Genomic DNA, 20,483 nt, shown 5'->3' with positions numbered 1-20,483 from the left:
ACCCTATGCGGGCCCCCCGAGCGGTTGTCCCGGATGCCCGGGTCTGCGCCGACGGGTTTGTCGGCCGGGGCCCGGATCACCGATGATGATCGCGGCAAAGGCCTGGGCAGTCCCCGTGGACCGGCCCGTGAACGGCCGGTGAACACGGTCTTCGGCCCATCCGATACCCTCTGCCGACATGCCGCCCGGGAGCCGCAGGCAGGGCGCCCCACCACGCAGAAGACCGGCGCCGACGCGCCGGCACCCAGGGAGTGAGTTCGGTTGCCGACCGCCATCGTCACCGGTCAGCCGGTTCCCGGATCGTCGCTGGAGCACGATCTGGGGTCCCTCGGCTTCGACGTGCGGGTGGCCGCGGACGCCTCCGAGGCGGAGCGCGTGCTCGCCGCCGCACCGGCCGGTGACCGCGTGGCCCTGGTGGACGCCCGCTTCGTCGGCCACCTGCACGCCCTGCGTCTCGGCCTGACCGACCCGCGCTTCCCGCTGGCCGCGATCCCCGGTGCCGTCACCGCGCAGCCGGCCGCCCGGCAGGCGCTGACCCGGGCGGTGGCCCGCGAGACCTCGGCGGGCGGCGGCACCACCCTCGCCGTCGACAACCTCGCCGACCAGGTCGTCACCGCGCTCGACGCCGACGACAACGACGTCCACCGCCCCGAGCTGGGCAGCCTCGTCGCCGCCGTCCCCGCCGACCCGCAGGCCCGCAACGAGGCACGGCAGGCGGTCGCCGCCGTCGACGACGAGGCCGTCCGCCTGAAGTCGGCCGTGAAGTCCCGCGACGGCTTCTTCACCACCTTCTTCATCAGCCCGTACTCGCGCTACATCGCCCGCTGGTGCGCCCGCCGCGGCCTGACCCCGAACCAGGTCACGACCGCCTCGCTGCTCACCGCGCTCGTCGCGGCCGGCTGCGCGGCCACGGGCACCCGCGGCGGGTTCATAGCGGCGGGCGTGCTGCTGATCGCGTCCTTCGTACTGGACTGCACCGACGGCCAGCTCGCCCGCTACGCCCTGAAGTACTCCACCCTCGGCGCCTGGCTCGACGCCACCTTCGACCGGGCCAAGGAGTACGCCTACTACGCCGGTCTCGCCCTCGGCGCCGCTCGCGGCGGCCATGACGACGTGTGGGCCCTCGCGCTCGGCGCGATGATCCTGCAGACCTGCCGGCACGTGGTCGACTTCTCCTTCAACGAGGCGAACCACGACGCCACCGCCAACACCAGCCCCACCGCGGCCCTCTCCGACAAGCTGGACAGCGTCGGCTGGACGGTCTGGGTGCGCCGGATGATAGTGCTGCCGATCGGCGAGCGCTGGGCGATGATCGCGGTCCTGACGGCGGCGACGACCCCGCGGATCACCTTCTACGTGCTGATCGCCGGCTGCGCCCTCGCGGCGACCTACACCACGGCCGGCCGGGTGCTGCGGTCCCTGACCCGCAAGGCGCGGCGCACCGACCGGGCGGCCCTGGCGCTGGCGGACCTCGCCGACAACGGTCCGCTCGCCTCCGCCGTCGCCCGCGCCACGCGCGTCCGCCTCGGCTCCCCGCTCCTGGTGGCGCTCGCCGGCACGGCCGTCCTCGCCGTCTCCCTGTTCTCCGGTGTCAACTGGGCTCCGGTCGCGGGCGCGGTCGTCTACGCCGTCGCCTCGGGCCAGGCGCTGTACCGCCCTCTCAAGGGCGCCCTGGACTGGCTGGTCCCGCCGCTGTTCCGGGCCGCCGAGTACGGCACCGTCCTGGTCCTGGCGAGTAAAGCCGGGGTAAACGGGGCCCTCCCTGCGGCTTTCGGCCTGGTGGCGGCCGTCGCCTACCATCACTACGACACGGTGTACCGCATCCGCGGCAACGCCGGAGCGCCCCCGGCCTGGCTGGTCCGTTCCATCGGGGGCCAGGAGGGGCGGACGCTGTTCGTCACGGTCCTGGCCGCGGTGCTCACCGCCTCGCAGTTCAAGGTCGCGCTCACGGTCCTCGCCGTGGCCGTCGCCCTGGTGGTGCTCGTCGAGAGCATCCGCTTCTGGGTGTCCGCAGGGGCGCCCGCCGTACACGACGAAGGAGAAACCGCATGATCGGCCTCGTGCTGGCGGCCGGCGCCGGACGGCGTCTGCGCCCCTACACCGACAGCCTGCCAAAGGCTCTGGTGCCAGTGGGCCCCGCCGGCATAGAGGGCGAACCGACGGTCCTGGACCTGACCCTCGGCAACTTCGCCGAGATCGGGCTGACCGAGGTCGCGATCATCGTCGGCTACCGCAAGGAGGCCGTCTACGAGCGCAAGGCGGCCCTGGAGCAGAAGTACGGCCTCAAGCTCACCCTCATCGACAACGACAAGGCCGAGGAGTGGAACAACGCCTACTCCCTGTGGTGCGGCCGTGACGCCCTCAAGGACGGCGTGATCCTCGCCAACGGCGACACCGTCCACCCGGTCTCCGTCGAGAAGACGCTGCTCGCCGCGCGTGGCGAGGGCAGGAGGATCATCCTCGCCCTCGACACCGTGAAGTCCCTCGCGGACGAGGAGATGAAGGTCGTCGTCGACCCCGACAAGGGCATGACGAAGATCACCAAGCTGATGGACCCGGCCGAGGCCACCGGCGAGTACATCGGCGTCACCCTCATCGAGGGCGACGCCGCGGCCGAGCTGGGCGACGCGCTGAAGACGGTCTGGGAGACCGACCCGCAGCAGTTCTACGAGCACGGCTACCAGGAGCTGGTCGACCGCGGCTTCCGCATCGACGTGGCGCCGATCGGCGACGTCCAGTGGGTCGAGATCGACAACCACGACGACCTCGCCAAGGGACGGGAGATCGCGTGCCGCTACTGACCCGGCTGATTCCCTCGCCGGTCGTCATGGACATCCGCCCGGGTGCCCTGGACGACCTGGCCTGCGTCCTCGCCGACGAGCGCATCGCCCAGTCCGGCCGGCTCGCCGTCGCCGTCAGCGGCGGCTCGGGCGCGAAGCTGCGCGAGCGCATCGCCCCCTCGCTGCCGGGCGCGTCCTGGTACGAGGTCGGCGGCGGCACCCTCGACGACGCCATCCGCCTGGCCGGCGAGATGAAGTCCGGCCACTACGACGCGGTGGTCGGGCTCGGCGGCGGCAAGATCATCGACTGTGCCAAGTTCGCCGCGGCCCGGGTCGGCCTGCCCCTCGTCGCCGTGCCGACGAACCTCGCGCACGACGGCATCTGCTCGCCGGTCGCGACCCTGGACAACGACGCCGGCCGGGGCTCCTACGGTGTGCCCAACCCGATCGCGGTCGTCATCGACCTGGACGTGATCCGCGAGGCACCCGCCCGCTTCGTCCGGGCCGGCATCGGCGACGCGATCTCCAACGTCAACGCGGTCGCGGACTGGGAGCTGTCCCACCGCGTCAACGGCGAGAAGATCGACGGTCTCGCCGCGGCCATGGCCCGGCAGGCCGGCGAGGCGGTCCTCAGGCACCCCGGCGGCATCGGGGAGAACGACTTCCTCCAGGTGCTCGCCGAGGCGCTCGTCCTCAGCGGCATCGCCATGTCGGTCTCGGGCGACTCCCGCCCGTCCTCCGGCTCCTGCCACGAGATCAACCACGCCTTCGACCTGCTGTTCCCCAAGCGGGCGGCCGCCCACGGCGAGCAGTGCGGACTGGGCGCGGCCTTCGCGATGTACCTGCGGGGGGCCCACGAGGAGTCCGTCTTCACCGCCGGTGTGCTGCGCCGGCACGGGCTTCCCGTGCTGCCGGAGGAGATCGGCTTCACCGTGGACGAGTTCGTCCGTGCCGTGGAGTTCGCTCCCGAGACCCGGCCCGGCCGCTACACGATCCTCGAACACCTCGACCTCAAGACGAACCAGATCAAGGACATCTACGCCGACTATGTCAAGGCCATCGGTAGCTGAACTCCGTCCGGTCGTCCACCCCGCGGGGGTGAAGGACCGGCGCAGCGGTGAGCACTGGATGGGACGCCTCTACATGCGTGAGGTGTCCCTGCGGGTCGACCGCTACCTGGTCAACACCAGGGTCACGCCCAACCAGCTCACGTACCTGATGACCGTCTTCGGCGTGCTCGCGGCCCCGGCACTGCTGGTGCCGGGGATCCCGGGCGCCGTGCTCGGCGTGGTCTGCGTCCAGATGTACCTGCTGCTGGACTGCGTCGACGGCGAGATCGCGCGCTGGAAGAAGCAGTACTCGCTGAACGGCGTCTACCTGGACCGCGTCGGCGCCTATCTGACGGACGCCGCGGTGCTCGTCGGCTTCGGCCTGCGCGCCGCCGACCTGTGGGGCGGCGGCCGTATCGACTGGCTGTGGGCGTTCCTCGGCACGCTGGCCGCGCTCGGCGCCATCCTCATCAAGGCGGAGACCGACCTCGTCGGCGTCGCCCGCCACCAGGCCGGCAAGCCGCCGGTGCAGGAGGCGGCCGCCGAGATGCGCTCCTCCGGCATGGCGCTGGCCCGCCGGGCCGCCGCCGCGCTGAAGTTCCACCGGCTGATCCTCGGCATCGAGGCGTCCCTGCTGATCCTCGTGCTGGCCGTGGTCGACCAGGTGCGCGGCGACCTGTTCTTCTCCCGGCTGGGCGTCGCCGTCATGGCCGGCATCGCCCTGCTCCAGACCCTGCTGCACCTGGTGTCCATCCTCGCGTCCAGCAGGCTGAAGTGAGCGCCATGAGGGTCGGCGCCGTCATCATCACCATGGGCAACCGGCCCGAGGAGCTGCGGGCCCTGCTCGACTCGGTCGCCCAGCAGGACGGCGAGCGGGTGCAGGTGGTGGTGGTCGGCAACGGCTCGCCCGTCCCGGACGTCCCCGAGGGCGTCCGGACGGTGGAGCTGCCCGAGAACCTGGGCATCCCCGGCGGCCGCAACGTCGGCATAGAGGCCTTCGGCCCCGGTGGCCGCGATGTCGACATATTGCTCTTCCTCGACGACGACGGCCTGCTCGCCCGCCACGACACCGCCGAGCTGTGCCGCGCGGCCTTCGAGGCGGATCCCGCGCTCGGCATCGTCAGCTTCCGCATCGCCGACCCCGAGACCGGCGAGACCCAGCGCCGGCACGTGCCGAGGCTGCGCGCCTCCGACCCGATGCGCTCCTCCCGGGTCACCACCTTCCTGGGCGGTGCCAACGCCGTCCGCACCCGTGTCTTCGCCGACGTCGGCGGACTGCCGGACGAGTTCTTCTACGCCCACGAGGAGACCGACCTGGCCTGGCGGGCCCTGGACGGCGGCTGGATGATCGACTACCGGTCCGACATGGTGCTGTACCACCCGACGACCGCGCCCTCGCGGCACGCGGTCTACCACCGCATGGTCGCCCGCAACCGTGTCTGGCTCGCCCGCCGCAACCTCCCCGCCCTCCTGGTCCCCGTCTACCTCGGGGTCTGGATGCTGCTCACCCTGCTCCGCCGCCCCTCCGGTCCGGCCCTGCGAGCCTGGTTCGGGGGCTTCAAGGAGGGCTGGACCACGCCGTGCGGTCCGCGCCGCCCGATGCGCTGGCGAACGGTCTGGCGGCTGACCCGGCTGGGCCGTCCTCCGGTGATCTGAGAAGCTTCTCTTACCTGAAGAGAGCAAGCTTCTTACCGAGAGAGTCCGGATTTCCCCTCGTGAGTCACACAACCCATGACGGCGGTGTCGCGGTGAGCGCGATACCGTCGCCCGACGAAGGCCTGACGGCGTCGCAGCTCGCGGCCAAGTACGGGCTCGCCGTGAGCGGCGCACGGCCCTCCCTCGCCGAGTACGTCCGGCAGCTGTGGGGGCGGCGCCACTTCGTACTCGCCTTTTCGCAGGCGAAGCTGACGGCCCAGTACAGCCAGGCCAAGCTCGGTCAGCTGTGGCAGGTGGCGACCCCCCTGCTGAACGCGGGCGTGTACTACTTCATCTTCGGTGTCATCCTGCACGCGAGCCGCGGCATGTCCAAGGACGTGTACATCCCGTTCCTGGTGACGGGTGTGTTCGTGTTCACCTTCACCCAGAGCTCGGTCATGACGGGCGTGCGCGCCATCTCCGGCAACCTCGGGCTGGTGCGCGCGCTGCACTTCCCGCGCGCCTCGCTGCCCATCTCCTTCTCGCTCCAGCAGCTGCAGCAGCTGCTGTTCTCGATGATCGTGCTGTTCGTCGTGGCGATCGGGTTCGGCAGCTACCCGAGCCTGTCCTGGCTGCTGATCGTGCCGGTGCTGCTGCTGCAGTTCCTGTTCAACACCGGGCTCGCGCTGATCGTGGCCCGCCTCGGCGCCAAGACGCCCGACCTCGCGCAGCTGATGCCGTTCGTCCTGCGCACCTGGATGTACACCTCGGGCGTGATGTTCTCCATCAGCAAGATGATGGAGGGCCGTTCCGAGTGGGCCGTCCGGGCGCTCCAGGTGAACCCGGCCGCGATCTACATGGACCTCATGCGCTTCGCGCTGATCGACGGCTACGGCGCCTCGAACCTGCCGCCGCACGTGTGGGCCATCGCCGTGTTCTGGGCCGTGCTGCTGTTCGCGGGCGGTTTCGTGTACTTCTGGAAGGCTGAGGAGCGGTACGGCCGTGGCTGAGCACACCATCGGGGCGGGCACCGGCGAGCGCCGCCCGACGGTCATCGCCGACGAGCTGCACATCGTCTACCGCGTCAACGGCGGCAGGACCGGCAAGGGGGGCGCGACGGCCGCCCTCAGCCGCATCCTGAAGCGGGGCTCCGACGAGACGGCGCGCGGGGTGCGCAAGGTGCATGCCGTCCGGGGCGTGTCCTTCGTCGCCTACCGCGGCGAGGCCATCGGCCTGATCGGCTCCAACGGCTCCGGGAAGTCCACCCTGCTGCGCGCCATCGCCGGCCTGCTGCCCGCGGAGAAGGGCAAGGTCTTCACCGACGGCCAGCCGTCCCTGCTCGGCGTGAACGCGGCCCTGATGAACGACCTCACCGGCGAGCGCAACGTCATCCTCGGCGGTCTGGCCATGGGCATGTCCCGTGAGCAGGTCAAGGAGCGCTACCAGGAAATCGTCGACTTCTCCGGGATCAACGAGAAGGGCGACTTCATCACGCTGCCGATGCGCACGTACTCCTCGGGCATGGCGGCCCGGCTGCGCTTCTCCATCGCGGCGGCCAAGGACCACGACGTCCTCATGATCGACGAGGCCCTCGCCACCGGCGACCGCAAGTTCCAGAAGCGCTCGGAGGAACGCATCCGGGAACTGCGCAAGGAGGCCGGCACGGTGTTCCTGGTCAGTCACAACAACAAGTCGATCCGGGACACCTGCGACCGCGTCCTGTGGCTGGAGCGCGGTGAGCTGCGCATGGACGGTCCGACCGAAGAGGTCCTGAAGGAGTACGAGAAGTTCACGGGCAAGTGACCGTTTCGGCCAGGGCCCCGGCGGAATCCGTCCGGCGGGGCCCCGCGTCCGCAAAGGAAGCGTCAACTCCGGCGTCGGCAAGGAATCTTGACGCCAATCGGTGTGTTGTTGTGATGTGCAGGACACCCCCTCGGACCGTGCCGCGTTGTACAACGTAAGCTGTACGGGTGCCGGAAAGCGGCAAGTGGGGCGATAATACGCGACATCCTGCGCCAGGGCGGCCCTGCGGGCCGCCGGGCGGCGTGTCCGAAATAGTGTGTATTGGATAGGCAGTGTAGAACGGGAGATGTGACGGCAATGGCTACGGAAACTCCCCAGCTCAACGCAGCATGTGCCGTCCCCGCCCCAGGCAGCGCCCGATGACGGCCACCGGGACGGCGCAGGACCCGGAACGCGCCACCCTGGACAAGGCCACGGGTGAGAACTTCCCCGTGGCCCCCTTCTTCCTGCCCCGCGACTGGCGCGACGACCTCATGGCGGTCTACGGCTTCGCCCGCCTGGTGGACGACATCGGCGACGGCGACCTCGCCCCCGGCGGGGCCGACGCCCGTCTGCTCGGCGTGTCGGCCACCGAGGCCGACGACCGCCTCGTCCTGCTCGACGCCTTCGAGGCCGATCTGCGCCGCGTGTTCGACGGTACGCCGGCCCACCCCCTGCTGCGCCGGCTCCAGCCCACCGTGCGCCGCCGCTCCCTCACCCCCGAGCCGTTCCTCGGCCTGATCGCCGCCAACCGCCAGGACCAGCTGGTCACCCGCTACGAGACCTACGACGACCTGCTCGCCTACTGCGAACTGTCCGCCAACCCCGTCGGCCGTCTCGTCCTCGCCGTCACCGGCACCTCGACCCCCGAACGGATCCGTCTGTCCGACGCGATCTGTACCGCGCTGCAGATCGTGGAGCACCTCCAGGACGTCGCCGAGGACCTCGGCCGCGACCGGATCTACCTGCCGGCCGAGGACATGAAGCGCTTTCATGTCCAGGAAACGGATCTCGCCGCGAAAACCACAGGCGCATCGGTGCGCGCCCTGGTTGCATACGAAGCGCAACGCGCCCGCGATCTGCTGAATGAAGGCGCCCCCCTGGTGGGTAGCGTCAACGGCAGGTTGAAGCTGCTGCTCGCGGGGTTCGTGGCAGGGGGGAGGGCGGCGATCAGGGCGATCGCCGCCGCCGAATACGACGTACTTCCCGGCCCGCCCAAACCCGGCAAGGTCCAGTTGCTGCGTGAGGCGGGCGTGATCCTGCGAGGAGAGGGGTGATCCGGACCGTGGATTCTCCGTCGCACGTGTCCGCACCGGTACTCGCCGCCTACAGCTACTGCGAGACCGTGACCGGGCAGCAGGCCCGCAACTTCGCGTACGGCATCCGGCTGCTGCCGGCGCCCAAGCGCCGCGCCATGTCGGCGCTGTACGCGTTCTCGCGGCGCGTGGACGACATCGGCGACGGCGACCTGGCCGACGAGGTGAAGCTGAAGCGGCTCGAGGAGACCCGGGCGCTGCTCGCCCGGATCCGGGAGGACGAGGTCGAGGAGGACGACACCGACCCGGTGGCCGTCGCCCTCACCCACGCCGCACGCGCTTTCCCCATCCCGCTCGGCGGCCTCGACGAACTCATCGACGGCGTCCAGATGGACGTGCGCGGGGAGACCTACGAGACCTGGGACGACCTGAAGGTCTACTGCCGCTGTGTCGCCGGTGCCATCGGACGCCTCTCGCTCGGCGTGTTCGGCACCGAACCGGGCGCCCGCGGCGCCGATCGCGCGTCCGAGTACGCCGACACCCTCGGCCTCGCGCTCCAGCTCACCAACATCCTCAGGGACGTCCGGGAGGACGCCCAGGGCGGCCGTACGTACCTGCCCGCCGACGACCTCGCCAAGTTCGGCTGCTCGGCCGGGTTCGACGGGCCGACCCCGCCGGCGGGCTCCGACTTCGCCGGCCTCGTGCACTTCGAAGTACGGCGGGTCCGTGCCCTGTTCGCCGAGGGCTACCGGCTGCTGCCCATGCTCGACCGGCGCAGCGGCGCGTGCGTGGCCGCCATGGCCGGCATCTACCGCCGGCTGCTGGACCGCATCGAGCGCGACCCGGAGGCCGTGCTGCGCGGCCGCGTGTCGCTGCCCGGACGCGAGAAGGCCTATGTCGCCGTGCGCGGCCTGTCCGGGCTCGACACCCGGCACGTGACCCGCCAGGGCCCCGGGCGCTCCGCCAGGAGGCGCGCCTGATGGATCTGACCGAACCAGGAGACATGCGGGAGGCAACCCTCCGCTGCGGCGTGGCGTCCCAGACTGCGACGGCCGGGCGTGCACCGTTCAACCAGCACGCTCGGCACGCACGGAAGGACGCACGATGAGCGACGGCTCACGCCCCGCGGAAACCGGCACGCGCAACCCGAACGGCGCAGCCCGCAGTGCCGTCGTGGTCGGCGGCGGACTCGCCGGCGTCACCGCGGCGCTCGCGCTCGCCGACGCGGGCGTCCGGGTCAGCCTGCTCGAAGGCAGGCCCAGGCTGGGCGGCCTCGCCTTCTCCTTCCAGCGCGGCGAACTGACCGTCGACAACGGCCAGCACGTGTACCTGCGCTGCTGCACCGCCTACCGCTGGTTCCTCGACCGGATCGAGGGCGCGGCGCTGGCACCACTGCAGGACCGCCTGGACGTGCCCGTCGTCGACGTCGCCAGGCCCGAGGGCAGGCGGCTCGGCCGGCTGCGGCGCGACCCGCTGCCCGTCCCCCTCCATCTGGGACGCAGCCTGGCCACCTATCCGCATCTCTCGCTCGCCGAGCGCGCCGCTGTCGGGCGTGCCGCGCTCGCGCTCAAGGGGCTCGACCTCGCCGATCCGACCCTGGACGCCCAGGACTTCGGCAGCTGGCTGGCCGCCCACGGCCAGTCGGCGCGTGCCGTCGAGGCCCTGTGGGACCTGGTCGGGGTCGCCACCCTCAACGCGGTCGCGGGCGACGCCTCGCTGGGGCTCGCCGCGATGGTGTTCAAGACCGGTCTGCTGTCCGACCCGGGCGCCGCCGACATCGGCTGGGCCCATGTCCCGCTGGGCGAACTGCACGACCGGCTGGCCCGCAAGGCGCTCGACTCCGCGGGCGTCCGTACCGAGGTCCGTACACGCGTCACCTCCGTCTCTACAAACGAGAACGGAACCTGGAGCGTTCAGGTTCCCGGCGGGACACTTTCCGCCGACGCCGTCGTCCTCGCCGTACCCCAGCGCGAGGCGCACGGCCTGCTGCCGTCCGGCGCCCTCGACGCCCCCGGGCGGCTGCTCGAGATCGGCACGGCCCCCATCCTCAACGTCCACGTCGTCTACGACCGCAAGGTGCTCGCGCGGCCCTTCCTCGCTGCGCTCGGCACCCCCGTGCAGTGGGTCTTCGACCGCACGAACGCCTCCGGGCTGGGCTCGGGGCAGTACCTCGCGCTCTCCCAGTCGGCCGCGCAGGACGAGATCGACATGCCGGTCGCCGACCTCCGGGAGCGCTATCTGCCCGAATTGGAGCGGCTGATTCCAGGTACGCGCGGCGCCGTGGTGAAGGACTTCTTCGTGACCCGGGAGCGGACGGCGACGTTCGCCCCCACCCCCGGCGTCGGGCGCCTGCGGCCCGGCGCCCGCACCAAGGCCCCCGGCCTGTACCTGGCCGGAGCGTGGACCGCCACAGGGTGGCCCGCGACCATGGAGAGTGCGGTCCGCAGTGGAGTGAGCGCGGCCGACGCCGCGCTCCGCGCCCTGGGCCGGCCCCGCCCCAGCCGTCTCTTCGCCTTCGAGGAGGCGGCCTGATGCTCGATCAGCAGCCCGCGGCAGGCCCCCGCACCCCCGGTACCGCAACAAGAGGAGAGACTGTGCCCACTGTGCCCCCGGCCTCGACGCCCGCGCGAGGGACCGCGGTGGACGTCACCGCGCTGCTGGAGCGCGGCCGGACCCTGGCCACACCGGTCCTGCGGGCGGCGGTCGACCGTCTGGCTCCTCCCATGGACACCGTCGCCGCCTACCACTTCGGCTGGATCGACGCCGCCGGCAACCCGGCCGACGGCGACGGCGGCAAGGCGGTCCGTCCCGCGCTCGCCGTGCTCTCCGCCGAGGTCACCGGTGGCGCGCCCGAGGTGGGCGTCCCGGGTGCCGTGGCCGTCGAACTGGTCCACAACTTCTCGCTGCTGCACGACGACCTGATGGACGGCGACGAGCAGCGCCGGCACCGCGACACCGTCTGGAAGGTGCACGGACCGGCCCAGGCCATCCTGGTCGGTGACGCCCTGTTCGCCCTCGCCAACGAGATCCTGCTGGAGATCGGCACGGTCGAGGCGGGCCGCGCCACCCGCCGGCTGACCACCGCCACCCGCGCCCTGATCGACGGCCAGGCACAGGACATCTCCTACGAGCACCGCGACCGCGTCAGCGTCGAGGAGTGCCTGGAGATGGAGGGCAACAAGACCGGCGCGCTGCTCGCCGCCTCCAGCTCCATCGGCGCGGTCCTCGGCGGCGCGGACGACGCCACCGCCGACGCGCTGGAGAAGTACGGCTACCACCTCGGCCTCGCCTTCCAGGCCGTCGACGACCTGCTCGGCATCTGGGGCGACCCGGAGGCCACCGGCAAGCAGACCTGGAGCGACTTGCGCCAGCGCAAGAAGTCCCTGCCGGTGGTGGCCGCCCTCGCGGCCGGCGGCCCCGCCTCCGAGCGGCTCGGCGAGATCCTCGCCGCCGACGCCAAGAGCAGCGACTTCGAGAACTTCTCCGAGGAGGAGTTCGCGGCCCGCGCCGCCCTCATCGAGGAGGCCGGCGGCCGCGAGTGGACGGCCGCGGAAGCGCGCCGTCAGCACGTCATCGCCATCGAGGCCCTCGACGCCGTCGACATGCCCGGCCGGGTGCGGGACTCCTTCACGGCGCTCGCCGACTTCGTCGTCGTACGAAAGAGATGATCACTATCGGCCGAACAAGCCTCGCGTAGTCGCCGGCCGGTGTCACACGATGAAGGACACCGGCCGACGGCGGACCCACAGCAGCACGACTCGCACGACTGCACGAAGGGGAAGCCATGACAGCGACGACCGACGGAAGTACCGGGGCGACCCTGCCGTCCCGCGCGACCGCGGCCAGCGACACCACCATCACCACCCCCGAGACGGCCGGGGTGCACGAGGCCGCCGCACGCGCCGCACGGCGCGCCACCGACTTCCTCCTCTCCCGGCAGGACGCCGAGGGCTGGTGGAAGGGCGACCTGGAGACGAACGTCACCATGGACGCCGAGGACCTGCTGCTGCGCGAGTTCCTGGGGATCCGCGACGACGCGACCACGCAGGCCGCCGCCCTCTTCATCCGCGGCGAGCAGCGCGAGGACGGCACCTGGGCCACCTTCTACGGCGGGCCCGGCGAGCTGTCCACCACCATCGAGGCGTACGTCGCCCTGCGCCTGGCCGGCGACGCGCCCGACGCCCCGCACATGGCGAGGGCGTCCGCCTGGATCCGCGAGCGCGGCGGTATCGCCGCCGCCCGGGTCTTCACCCGGATCTGGCTCGCCCTGTTCGGCTGGTGGAAGTGGGAGGACCTGCCCGAACTCCCGCCCGAGCTCATCTACTTCCCCACCTGGATGCCGCTCAACATCTACGACTTCGGGTGCTGGGCCCGGCAGACGATCGTGCCGCTCACGGTCGTCTCGGCCAAGCGCCCGGTGCGTCCGGCGCCCTTCGCCCTGGACGAGCTGCACACCGACCCGGCGATGCCCAACCCGCCCAAGCCGCTCGCCCCCCTCGCCAGCTGGGACGGTGCCTTCCAGCGCCTGGACAAGGCGCTGCACCAGGCGCGCAAGGTGGCACCGCGCAGACTGCGCAGGGCCGCGATGAACTCGGCGGCCCGCTGGATCATCGAGCGGCAGGAGAACGACGGCTGCTGGGGCGGCATCCAGCCCCCGGCCGTGTACTCGGTCATCGCCCTCCACCTGCTCGGCTACGACCTCCAGCACCCGGTGATGCGCGAGGGCCTCGCCTCGCTGGACCGTTTCGCCGTGTGGCGCGAGGACGGCGCCCGGATGATCGAGGCCTGCCAGTCCCCGGTGTGGGACACCTGCCTCGCCACCATCGCGCTGGCGGACGCCGGTCTGCCCGCCGACCACCCGCAACTGGTCAAGGCGGCCGACTGGATGCTCGGCGAGGAGATCGTCCGGCCCGGCGACTGGGCCGTCAGGCGGCCCCAGCTCCCGCCCGGCGGCTGGGCGTTCGAGTTCCACAACGACAACTACCCGGACATCGACGACACCGCCGAGGTGGCCCTCGCGCTGCGCCGCGTCGCCCACCAGGACCCCGAGCGGGTCGACCGGGTCATCGGGCGCGCCGTGCGCTGGAACCTCGGGATGCAGTCGAGGAACGGCGCCTGGGGCGCCTTCGACGTCGACAACACCAGCCCGTTCCCCAACCGGCTGCCGTTCTGCGACTTCGGCGAGGTCATCGACCCGCCGTCCGCGGACGTCACCGCGCACGTCGTGGAGATGCTCGCCGCCGAGGGCCTCGCCCACGACCCGCGCACCCGGCACGGCATCGAGTGGCTGCTCGCCGAACAGGAGGCCAACGGCTCCTGGTTCGGCCGCTGGGGCGTCAACTACATCTACGGCACAGGGTCGGTGGTCCCGGCGCTGACCGCCGCGGGACTGCCCGGCTCGCACCCCGCGATCCGGCGGGCGGTGGCCTGGCTGGAGTCCGTGCAGAACGACGACGGCGGCTGGGGCGAGGACCTGCGCTCCTACAAGTACGTCAAGGAATGGAGCGGCCGGGGCGCCTCCACCGCCTCGCAGACGGCGTGGGCGCTGATGGCGCTGCTCGCGGCCGGGGAGCGGGACTCCAAGGCGGTCGAGCGCGGCGTCCAGTGGCTGGCCGGGACCCAGCGGGAGGACGGCACCTGGGACGAGCCGTACTTCACCGGCACCGGCTTCCCCTGGGACTTCTCCATCAACTACCACCTGTACCGGCAGGTGTTCCCGCTCACCGCGCTCGGCCGCTACCTGCACGGGGACCCGTTCGAGCGCAAGCCGCTCGCCGGGCCCAGGAAGCGGCCGGCCGCGACCGAGCAGTCCAAGGCGTCCCTCTCCGAGGCCAAGGGGAGCTGACGTGAGCACCCAGCCCGCCCCGGCTCCGCTGCTGATCGCCTGCGCGCTCGGCATCGAGCACCTCGCCCTGCGCTCCGGCGACCGCGGCGGGGCGGGCGGGCCGGTCACGTTCGTCCGCACGGGGATGGGCCCGCGTGCGGCGCAGCGGGCCGTCACCCGGCGGCTGGCCGAGCCGGCGCTCGCCGAGGCCGCCGTACTGGCCACCGGCTTCTGCGCCGGACTGGCCCCCGGCATGCACCCCGGCGACCTGGTGGTGGCCGAGGAGACCCGGGACCCGCGCGGGACCGTCCCGTGCGTCGGCACCGAACTGCTCGTCAAGCAACTCGCGCGTCTGCTGCCCGGACGCACGGTCCACACCGGCCCGCTCAGCGGCTCCGACCACGTGGTCCGGGGGCCCGAACGGGCCGACCTCGGCGCCACCGGCGCCCTCGCGGTCGACATGGAGTCGGCGGCCACGCTGCTCACGGCCGTCCGCGCGGGCGAGCGTCCCGTCGCCGCCGTGCGGGTGGTCGTGGACGCTCCCGAACACGAACTCGTACGGATCGGCACGGTGCGCGGCGGAATATCGGCTTTCCGCGTACTTCGTTCCGTTCTTCCCGCATTTTTCGAATGGCACCGTTCTTTGTTGCTCCCCCGGAGGTGAGCCAGATGGCCATGCCGTTGCGTCAGTCCATCAAGGTCGCTACATACCTGGCCGAGCAGAAGCTGCGCAGGCGGGACAAGTTCCCGCTCATCGTGGAGCTCGAGCCGCTGTTCGCCTGCAACCTGAAGTGCGAGGGCTGCGGCAAGATCCAGCACCCGGCCGGTGTGCTGAAGCAGCGGATGCCGGTCGCCCAGGCGGTGGGCGCGGTTCTGGAGTCCGGTGCGCCGATGGTCTCCATCGCCGGTGGAGAACCGTTGATGCACCCTCAGATCGACGAGATCGTGCGCCAGTTGGTGGCCAGGCGGAAGTACGTCTTCCTGTGCACCAACGCGATGCTGATGCGCAAAAAGATGGACAAGTTCAAGCCCTCGCCCTACTTCGCCTTCGCGGTGCACATCGACGGGCTGCGCGAGCGGCACGACGAGTCCGTCGCGAAGGAGGGCGTCTTCGACGAGGCGGTCGAGGCCATCAAGGAGGCCAAGCGGCGCGGCTTCCGGGTGACCACCAACTCCACCTTCTTCAACACCGACACCCCGCAGACCATCATCGAGGTGCTCAACTTCCTCAACGACGACCTCGAGGTCGACGAGATGATGATCTCGCCCGCCTACGCCTACGAGAAGGCGCCCGACCAGGAGCACTTCCTCGGTGTCGAGCAGACCCGCGAACTGTTCCGGAAGGCCTTCGCGGGCGGCAACCGCAGGCGCTGGCGGCTCAACCACTCCCCGCTCTTCCTGGACTTCCTGGAGGGCAAGGTCGACTTCCCGTGCACCGCGTGGGCGATCCCGAACTACTCGCTCTTCGGCTGGCAGCGCCCCTGCTACCTCATGAGCGACGGGTACGTGCCGACGTACCGCGAACTCATCGAGGACACCGACTGGGACAAGTACGGCCGCGGCAAGGACCCGCGCTGCGCCAACTGCATGGCGCACTGCGGCTACGAGCCCACCGCCGTCCTCGCCACGATGGGTTCCCTGAAGGAGTCGCTGCGGGCCATGCGCGAGACCGTGTCCGGGAACCGGGAGTGATCCGATGACCGCCGTTCCCTTGGGCGTTCCCGAGGTACCGGCCCGGCCGGTCGCGCCGCGGCGGCGGTCGCGGCAGATCCACGTCGGTCCGGTGGCGGTCGGGGGCGGTGCCCCGGTGTCGGTGCAGTCGATGACGACGACCCGTACGTCGGACGTCGGTGCCACCCTTCAGCAGATCGCGGAACTCACCGCGTCCGGCTGCCAGATCGTCCGCGTCGCCTGCCCCACGCAGGACGACGCGGACGCCCTCGCCACCATCGCCCGCAAGTCGCAGATCCCGGTGATCGCGGACATCCACTTCCAGCCGAAGTACGTCTTCGCGGCGATCGAGGCCGGCTGCGCAGCGGTCCGCGTCAACCCGGGCAACATCAAGAAGTTCGACGACCAGGTGAAAGAGATCGCGCGCGCCGCGAAGGACCACGGCACGCCGGTCCGGATCGGGGTCAACGCGGGCTCCCTGGACCGGCGGCTGCTGCAGAAGTACGGCAGGGCGACCCCGGAGGCCCTCGTCGAGAGCGCTCTCTGGGAGGCGTCGCTCTTCGAGGAGCACGATTTCCGGGACATCAAGATCTCGGTGAAGCACAACGACCCGGTCGTGATGATCGAGGCGTACCGTCAGCTGGCCGAGCGCTGCGACTATCCGCTGCACCTGGGTGTGACGGAGGCGGGGCCGGCGTTCCAGGGCACCGTCAAGTCGGCCGTGGCGTTCGGGGCGTTGCTGTCCCGGGGCATCGGGGACACCATCCGGGTGTCGCTGAGCGCGCCCCCGGCCGAGGAGGTCAAGGTCGGCATCCAGATCCTGGAGTCGCTCGGTCTGAGGGAACGGCGCCTGGAGATCGTCTCCTGCCCGTCGTGCGGGCGCGCCCAGGTGGACGTCTACAAGCTCGCCGACGAGGTGACCGCCGGTCTGGACGGCATGGAGGTGCCGCTGCGCGTGGCGGTGATGGGCTGTGTGGTCAACGGCCCGGGGGAGGCCCGTGAGGCGGACCTCGGAGTTGCCTCAGGCAACGGAAAGGGTCAGATCTTCGTCAAGGGTGAGGTCGTCAAGACCGTCCCCGAGTCCAGGATCGTCGAGACCCTCATCGAGGAGGCCCAGAAGCTCGCCGGGCGGATGAAGTGAGTCCAAGCAAGACACGGACCGAGAGGGGGCCCGAACGTGACGATTCTGGAGACGATCCGGCAACCGCGCGACCTGAAGGCGCTGTCCGAGACGGAACTTGGTGAACTGTCCGAGGAAATACGTGAGTTCCTGGTGCAGGCGGTGTCGCGGACCGGCGGTCACCTCGGGCCCAACCTGGGGGTGGTGGAACTCTCCATCGCGCTCCACCGGGTCTTCGAGTCACCGGTCGACCGCATCCTGTGGGACACCGGTCACCAGAGCTATGTCCACAAACTCCTGACCGGACGTCAGGACTTCTCGAAGCTGCGCGGCAAGGGCGGGCTGTCCGGATACCCCTCACGCGAGGAGTCCGAGCACGACGTCATCGAGAACAGCCACGCCTCCACCGCGCTGGGCTGGGCCGACGGTCTCGCCAAGGCCAACCAGGTGCTGGGGGAGAAGGGCCATGTGGTCGCGGTCATCGGCGACGGCGCGCTCACCGGCGGCATGGCCTGGGAGGCGCTGAACAACATCGCGGCCGCCAAGGACCGCCCGCTGATCATCGTCGTCAACGACAACGAGCGCTCGTACGCCCCGACCATCGGCGGCCTCGCCAACCACCTGGCCACCCTGCGCACGACCGACGGCTACGAGAAGGTGCTGGCCTGGGGCAAGGACGTGCTGCTGCGGACGCCCGTGGTCGGCGGCACGATCTACGAGTCCCTGCACGGCGCGAAGAAGGGCTTCAAGGACGCCTTCGCCCCGCAGGGCATGTTCGAGGACCTGGGCCTGAAGTACGTCGGCCCGATCGACGGCCACGACATCAAGGCCGTCGAGTCGGCGCTGCGCCGCGCGAAACGGTTCCACGGCCCGGTCCTCGTGCACTGCCTCACCGAGAAGGGCCGCGGCTACGAGCCCGCCCTCGCGCACGAGGAGGACCACTTCCACACCGTCGGAGTGATGGACCCGCGGACCTGCGAGCCGCTCGCCCCCTCCAACGGGCCTTCCTGGACATCGGTGTTCGGCGAGGAGATCGTACGGATCGGGGAGGAGAGGGACGACGTCGTCGCCATCACGGCGGCCATGCTGCACCCCGTCGGCCTCGGCGGGTTCGCCGAGCGCTTCCCCGGCCGGGTGTGGGACGTGGGCATCGCCGAACAGCACGCGGCCGTCTCCGCGGCCGGGCTGGCCACCGGGGGGCTGCACCCGGTCGTGGCGGTCTACGCCACCTTCCTCAACCGCGCCTTCGACCAGCTCCTCATGGACGTCGCCCTGCACCGCTGCGGCGTCACCTTCGTGCTGGACCGGGCCGGCGTCACCGGCGTGGACGGGGCGTCCCACAACGGCATGTGGGACATGTCCGTCCTCCAGGTCGTCCCCGGCCTGCGGATCGCCGCCCCACGAGACGACGAGCAACTGCGCGCCCAGCTGCGCGAGGCCGTCGCCGTGGACGACGCGCCCACCCTGCTCCGCTTCCCGAAGGAGTCCGTCGGACCGCGGATCCCGGCCGTCGGCCGCGTCGGGGGCGTGGACGTCCTGCACCGGGCCGGACGTCCCGAGGTCCTGCTGGTGGCGGTCGGCGTGATGGCGCCGGTGTGCCTGCAGGCCGCGGAGCTGCTGGCAGCACGCGGCATCGACTGCACCGTGGTGGACCCGCGCTGGGTCAAGCCGGTCGACCCCGCCCTGCCCGGCCTCGCCGCCGAGCACCGCCTGGTGGCCGTGGTGGAGGACAACAGCCGTGCGGCCGGCGTCGGTTCGGCGGTGGCGCTGGCCCTGGGCGACGCCGACGTGGACGTGCCGGTACGGCGGTTCGGCATCCCGGACCAGTTCCTCGCGCACGCCAAGCGCGGCGAGGTGCTGGCCGACATCGGCCTCACGCCCGTCGAGATCGCCGGGCGGATCAGCGCGAGCCTGGCCGTCAGGGACGCGGACGGCACAGCCAAGGAGAGTGAATGACCACCGAGTTCGACCTCGGCGCCCTGCTCGCCGAGCGTGGAGCCGAACGCTACGAGCTGCACTCCAGATACCTGAACCCGCAGCTGCCGCGCATGCTGCACACCATCGGCTTCGACAAGGTCTACGAACGCGCCGAGGGGGCCCACTTCTTCGACGCGGAGGGCAACGACTACCTGGACATGCTCGCCGGGTTCGGGGTGATGGGCCTCGGCCGCCACCACCCGGTCGTCCGGCGGGCGCTGCACGACGTCCTCGACCTGAACCTCGCCGACCTCACCCGCTTCGACTGCCAGCCGCTGCCCGGCCTGCTCGCCGAACGGCTCCTCGGCCACAGCCCGCACCTGGACCGGGTGTTCTTCGGCAACAGCGGCACCGAAGCGGTCGAGACCGCCCTGAAGTTCGCCCGGTACGCCACCGGCAGACCGCGGATCCTCTACTGCGACCACGCCTTCCACGGCCTGACCACCGGCTCGCTGTCGGTGAACGGCGAGACCGGCTTCCGCGACGGCTTCGCCCCGCTGCTGCCCGACACCGCCGTACCCCTCGGCGATCTCGACGCCCTGGCGCGTGAGCTGAGGAGGGGCGACGTGGCGGCCCTGATCGTGGAGCCGATCCAGGGCAAGGGCGTGCACGAGGCCCCGCCCGGCTACCTGCGCGCGGCACAGGACCTGCTGCACCGGCACAAGGCGCTGCTCATCGCCGACGAGGTGCAGACCGGCCTCGGCCGCACCGGCGACTTCTACGCCTACCAGCACGAGGACGGTGTCGAACCGGACCTGGTGTGCGTCGCCAAGGCCCTGTCCGGCGGCTACGTCCCGGTCGGCGCGACCCTCGGCAAGGACTGGATCTTCAAGAAGGTCTACTCCTCGATGGACCGGGTGCTGGTCCACTCGGCGAGCTTCGGCTCCAACGCTCAGGCGATGGCCGCCGGGCTCGCCGTGCTGTCGGTGATGGAGAACGAGCAGATCGTCGCCGGGGTGCGCACGACGGGCGAGCTGCTGAAGTCCCGGCTCACCGCGTTGATCGGCAAGTACGAGCTGCTGGCGGACGTGCGCGGCCGGGGCCTGATGATCGGCATCGAGTTCGGCAGGCCGTCCTCGCTGAAGCTGCGCGGCCGCTGGACCATGCTCCAGGCCGCCCGCAAGGGCCTGTTCGCGCAGATGGTGGTCGTACCGCTGCTCCAGCGCCACCGGATCCTCACCCAGGTCTCCGGCGACCATCTCGAAGTGATCAAGCTGATCCCGCCGCTCGTCCTCGACGAGGCCGACGTGGACAGGTTCGTCGACGCCTTCAGTGCCGTCATGGACGACGCCCACAGCGGCGGCGGTCTGATGTGGGACTTCGGCAAGACCCTGATCAAGCAGGCGGTGGCCAACCGCTGAGGTGGCCCTGTCTGCCTGCCCGTCCCCG

General features: G+C 71.2%; 18 protein-coding genes. All 18 read left to right on the top strand.

Annotated features, from left to right (window positions below):
• Nucleotides 1–261 precede the first annotated feature (261 nt).
• Nucleotides 262–2,052, top strand: coding sequence for a DUF5941 domain-containing protein (locus ACZ7FF_RS07560; RefSeq protein WP_470810282.1), 1,791 nt, complete (start codon nucleotides 262–264; stop codon nucleotides 2,050–2,052).
• Nucleotides 2,049–2,801: a phosphocholine cytidylyltransferase family protein gene (locus tag ACZ7FF_RS07555; protein ID WP_470810280.1), complete on the top strand. Its 753-nt coding sequence runs from the start codon at nucleotides 2,049–2,051 to the stop codon at nucleotides 2,799–2,801. The genes ACZ7FF_RS07560 and ACZ7FF_RS07555 overlap by 4 nt, the downstream gene beginning before the upstream one ends.
• On the top strand, nucleotides 2,789–3,850 hold the full coding sequence (locus ACZ7FF_RS07550) for an iron-containing alcohol dehydrogenase family protein (RefSeq protein WP_470810278.1): 1,062 nt from the start codon (nucleotides 2,789–2,791) through the stop codon (nucleotides 3,848–3,850). Before ACZ7FF_RS07555 ends, ACZ7FF_RS07550 begins: the two co-directional genes overlap by 13 nt.
• On the top strand, nucleotides 3,828–4,607 hold the full coding sequence (locus ACZ7FF_RS07545; RefSeq protein ID WP_470810277.1) for a CDP-alcohol phosphatidyltransferase family protein: 780 nt from the start codon (nucleotides 3,828–3,830) through the stop codon (nucleotides 4,605–4,607). The genes ACZ7FF_RS07550 and ACZ7FF_RS07545 overlap by 23 nt, the downstream gene beginning before the upstream one ends.
• A 5-nt stretch (nucleotides 4,608–4,612) precedes the next feature.
• A complete protein-coding gene (locus tag ACZ7FF_RS07540) occupies nucleotides 4,613–5,485 on the top strand; it encodes a glycosyltransferase family 2 protein (RefSeq protein WP_470810276.1) in 873 nt (290 codons plus the stop codon).
• A gap of 59 nt (nucleotides 5,486–5,544) precedes the next feature.
• A complete protein-coding gene (locus ACZ7FF_RS07535) occupies nucleotides 5,545–6,474 on the top strand; it encodes an ABC transporter permease (protein WP_470810275.1) in 930 nt (309 codons plus the stop codon).
• The gene (locus ACZ7FF_RS07530) at nucleotides 6,467–7,267 is read left to right on the top strand and encodes an ABC transporter ATP-binding protein (RefSeq protein ID WP_470810274.1); all 801 of its coding nucleotides are present in this window, start codon (nucleotides 6,467–6,469) and stop codon (nucleotides 7,265–7,267) included. Before ACZ7FF_RS07535 ends, ACZ7FF_RS07530 begins: the two co-directional genes overlap by 8 nt.
• 359 nt (nucleotides 7,268–7,626) lie before the next feature.
• Nucleotides 7,627–8,523 carry a squalene synthase HpnC gene (gene hpnC, locus ACZ7FF_RS07525; RefSeq protein ID WP_470810273.1) on the top strand — a complete coding sequence of 299 codons (897 nt, stop codon included), beginning with the start codon at nucleotides 7,627–7,629 and terminating at the stop codon, nucleotides 8,521–8,523.
• Nucleotides 8,520–9,482, top strand: coding sequence for a presqualene diphosphate synthase HpnD (hpnD, locus tag ACZ7FF_RS07520; RefSeq protein ID WP_470810271.1), 963 nt, complete (start codon nucleotides 8,520–8,522; stop codon nucleotides 9,480–9,482). The genes hpnC and hpnD overlap by 4 nt, the downstream gene beginning before the upstream one ends.
• Nucleotides 9,482–9,610: a DUF6380 family protein gene (locus tag ACZ7FF_RS07515; RefSeq protein ID WP_470810270.1), complete on the top strand. Its 129-nt coding sequence runs from the start codon at nucleotides 9,482–9,484 to the stop codon at nucleotides 9,608–9,610. Before hpnD ends, ACZ7FF_RS07515 begins: the two co-directional genes overlap by 1 nt.
• Nucleotides 9,607–11,034 (top strand): hydroxysqualene dehydroxylase HpnE, encoded by a 1,428-nt coding sequence (hpnE, locus tag ACZ7FF_RS07510; protein WP_470810268.1) that lies wholly within the window; start codon nucleotides 9,607–9,609, stop codon nucleotides 11,032–11,034. The genes ACZ7FF_RS07515 and hpnE overlap by 4 nt, the downstream gene beginning before the upstream one ends.
• Nucleotides 11,034–12,170 carry a polyprenyl synthetase family protein gene (locus ACZ7FF_RS07505; protein WP_470810267.1) on the top strand — a complete coding sequence of 379 codons (1,137 nt, stop codon included), beginning with the start codon at nucleotides 11,034–11,036 and terminating at the stop codon, nucleotides 12,168–12,170. The genes hpnE and ACZ7FF_RS07505 overlap by 1 nt, the downstream gene beginning before the upstream one ends.
• A 116-nt stretch (nucleotides 12,171–12,286) precedes the next feature.
• On the top strand, nucleotides 12,287–14,347 hold the full coding sequence (gene shc, locus ACZ7FF_RS07500) for a squalene--hopene cyclase (RefSeq protein WP_470810265.1): 2,061 nt from the start codon (nucleotides 12,287–12,289) through the stop codon (nucleotides 14,345–14,347).
• Nucleotide 14,348: 1 nt separating this feature from the next.
• Nucleotides 14,349–14,990, top strand: coding sequence for a phosphorylase family protein (locus tag ACZ7FF_RS07495; RefSeq protein ID WP_470810264.1), 642 nt, complete (start codon nucleotides 14,349–14,351; stop codon nucleotides 14,988–14,990).
• 5 nt (nucleotides 14,991–14,995) lie between these two features.
• Entirely contained in the window at nucleotides 14,996–16,018 is a 1,023-nt protein-coding gene (gene hpnH / locus ACZ7FF_RS07490; RefSeq protein WP_470810262.1) for an adenosyl-hopene transferase HpnH, read from the top strand.
• 4 nt (nucleotides 16,019–16,022) lie between these two features.
• Complete coding sequence (gene ispG / locus ACZ7FF_RS07485; protein WP_470810261.1) at nucleotides 16,023–17,138, top strand: flavodoxin-dependent (E)-4-hydroxy-3-methylbut-2-enyl-diphosphate synthase; 1,116 nt, start codon at nucleotides 16,023–16,025, stop codon at nucleotides 17,136–17,138.
• 36 nt (nucleotides 17,139–17,174) lie between these two features.
• A complete protein-coding gene (dxs, locus tag ACZ7FF_RS07480; protein ID WP_470810259.1) occupies nucleotides 17,175–19,073 on the top strand; it encodes a 1-deoxy-D-xylulose-5-phosphate synthase in 1,899 nt (632 codons plus the stop codon).
• Entirely contained in the window at nucleotides 19,070–20,455 is a 1,386-nt protein-coding gene (locus ACZ7FF_RS07475) for an aspartate aminotransferase family protein (protein WP_470810258.1), read from the top strand. Before dxs ends, ACZ7FF_RS07475 begins: the two co-directional genes overlap by 4 nt.
• The last annotated feature ends 28 nt before the right edge of the window (nucleotides 20,456–20,483 follow it).

The organism is Streptomyces sp. NPDC037126, from assembly GCF_055605965.1.
Note: the sequence above shows the minus strand (reverse complement) of the source record. Positions and strands in the feature narration are given on the sequence as shown.

What these genes read in the sequence shown, in the direction of transcription:
- ACZ7FF_RS07555 (WP_470810280.1), top strand. Translation starts at nt 2,049, where the DNA reads ATGATCGGCCTCGTGCTGGCGGCCGGCGCCGGACGGCGTCTGCGCCCC.
- ACZ7FF_RS07545 (WP_470810277.1), top strand. Translation starts at nt 3,828, where the DNA reads ATGTCAAGGCCATCGGTAGCTGAACTCCGTCCGGTCGTCCACCCCGCG.
- ACZ7FF_RS07540 (WP_470810276.1), top strand. Translation starts at nt 4,613, where the DNA reads ATGAGGGTCGGCGCCGTCATCATCACCATGGGCAACCGGCCCGAGGAG.
- hpnC (WP_470810273.1), top strand. Translation starts at nt 7,627, where the DNA reads ATGACGGCCACCGGGACGGCGCAGGACCCGGAACGCGCCACCCTGGAC.
- ACZ7FF_RS07515 (WP_470810270.1), top strand. Translation starts at nt 9,482, where the DNA reads ATGGATCTGACCGAACCAGGAGACATGCGGGAGGCAACCCTCCGCTGC.
- hpnE (WP_470810268.1), top strand. Translation starts at nt 9,607, where the DNA reads ATGAGCGACGGCTCACGCCCCGCGGAAACCGGCACGCGCAACCCGAAC.
- ACZ7FF_RS07505 (WP_470810267.1), top strand. Translation starts at nt 11,034, where the DNA reads ATGCTCGATCAGCAGCCCGCGGCAGGCCCCCGCACCCCCGGTACCGCA.
- shc (WP_470810265.1), top strand. Translation starts at nt 12,287, where the DNA reads ATGACAGCGACGACCGACGGAAGTACCGGGGCGACCCTGCCGTCCCGC.
- hpnH (WP_470810262.1), top strand. Translation starts at nt 14,996, where the DNA reads ATGGCCATGCCGTTGCGTCAGTCCATCAAGGTCGCTACATACCTGGCC.
- ispG (WP_470810261.1), top strand. Translation starts at nt 16,023, where the DNA reads ATGACCGCCGTTCCCTTGGGCGTTCCCGAGGTACCGGCCCGGCCGGTC.
- ACZ7FF_RS07475 (WP_470810258.1), top strand. Translation starts at nt 19,070, where the DNA reads ATGACCACCGAGTTCGACCTCGGCGCCCTGCTCGCCGAGCGTGGAGCC.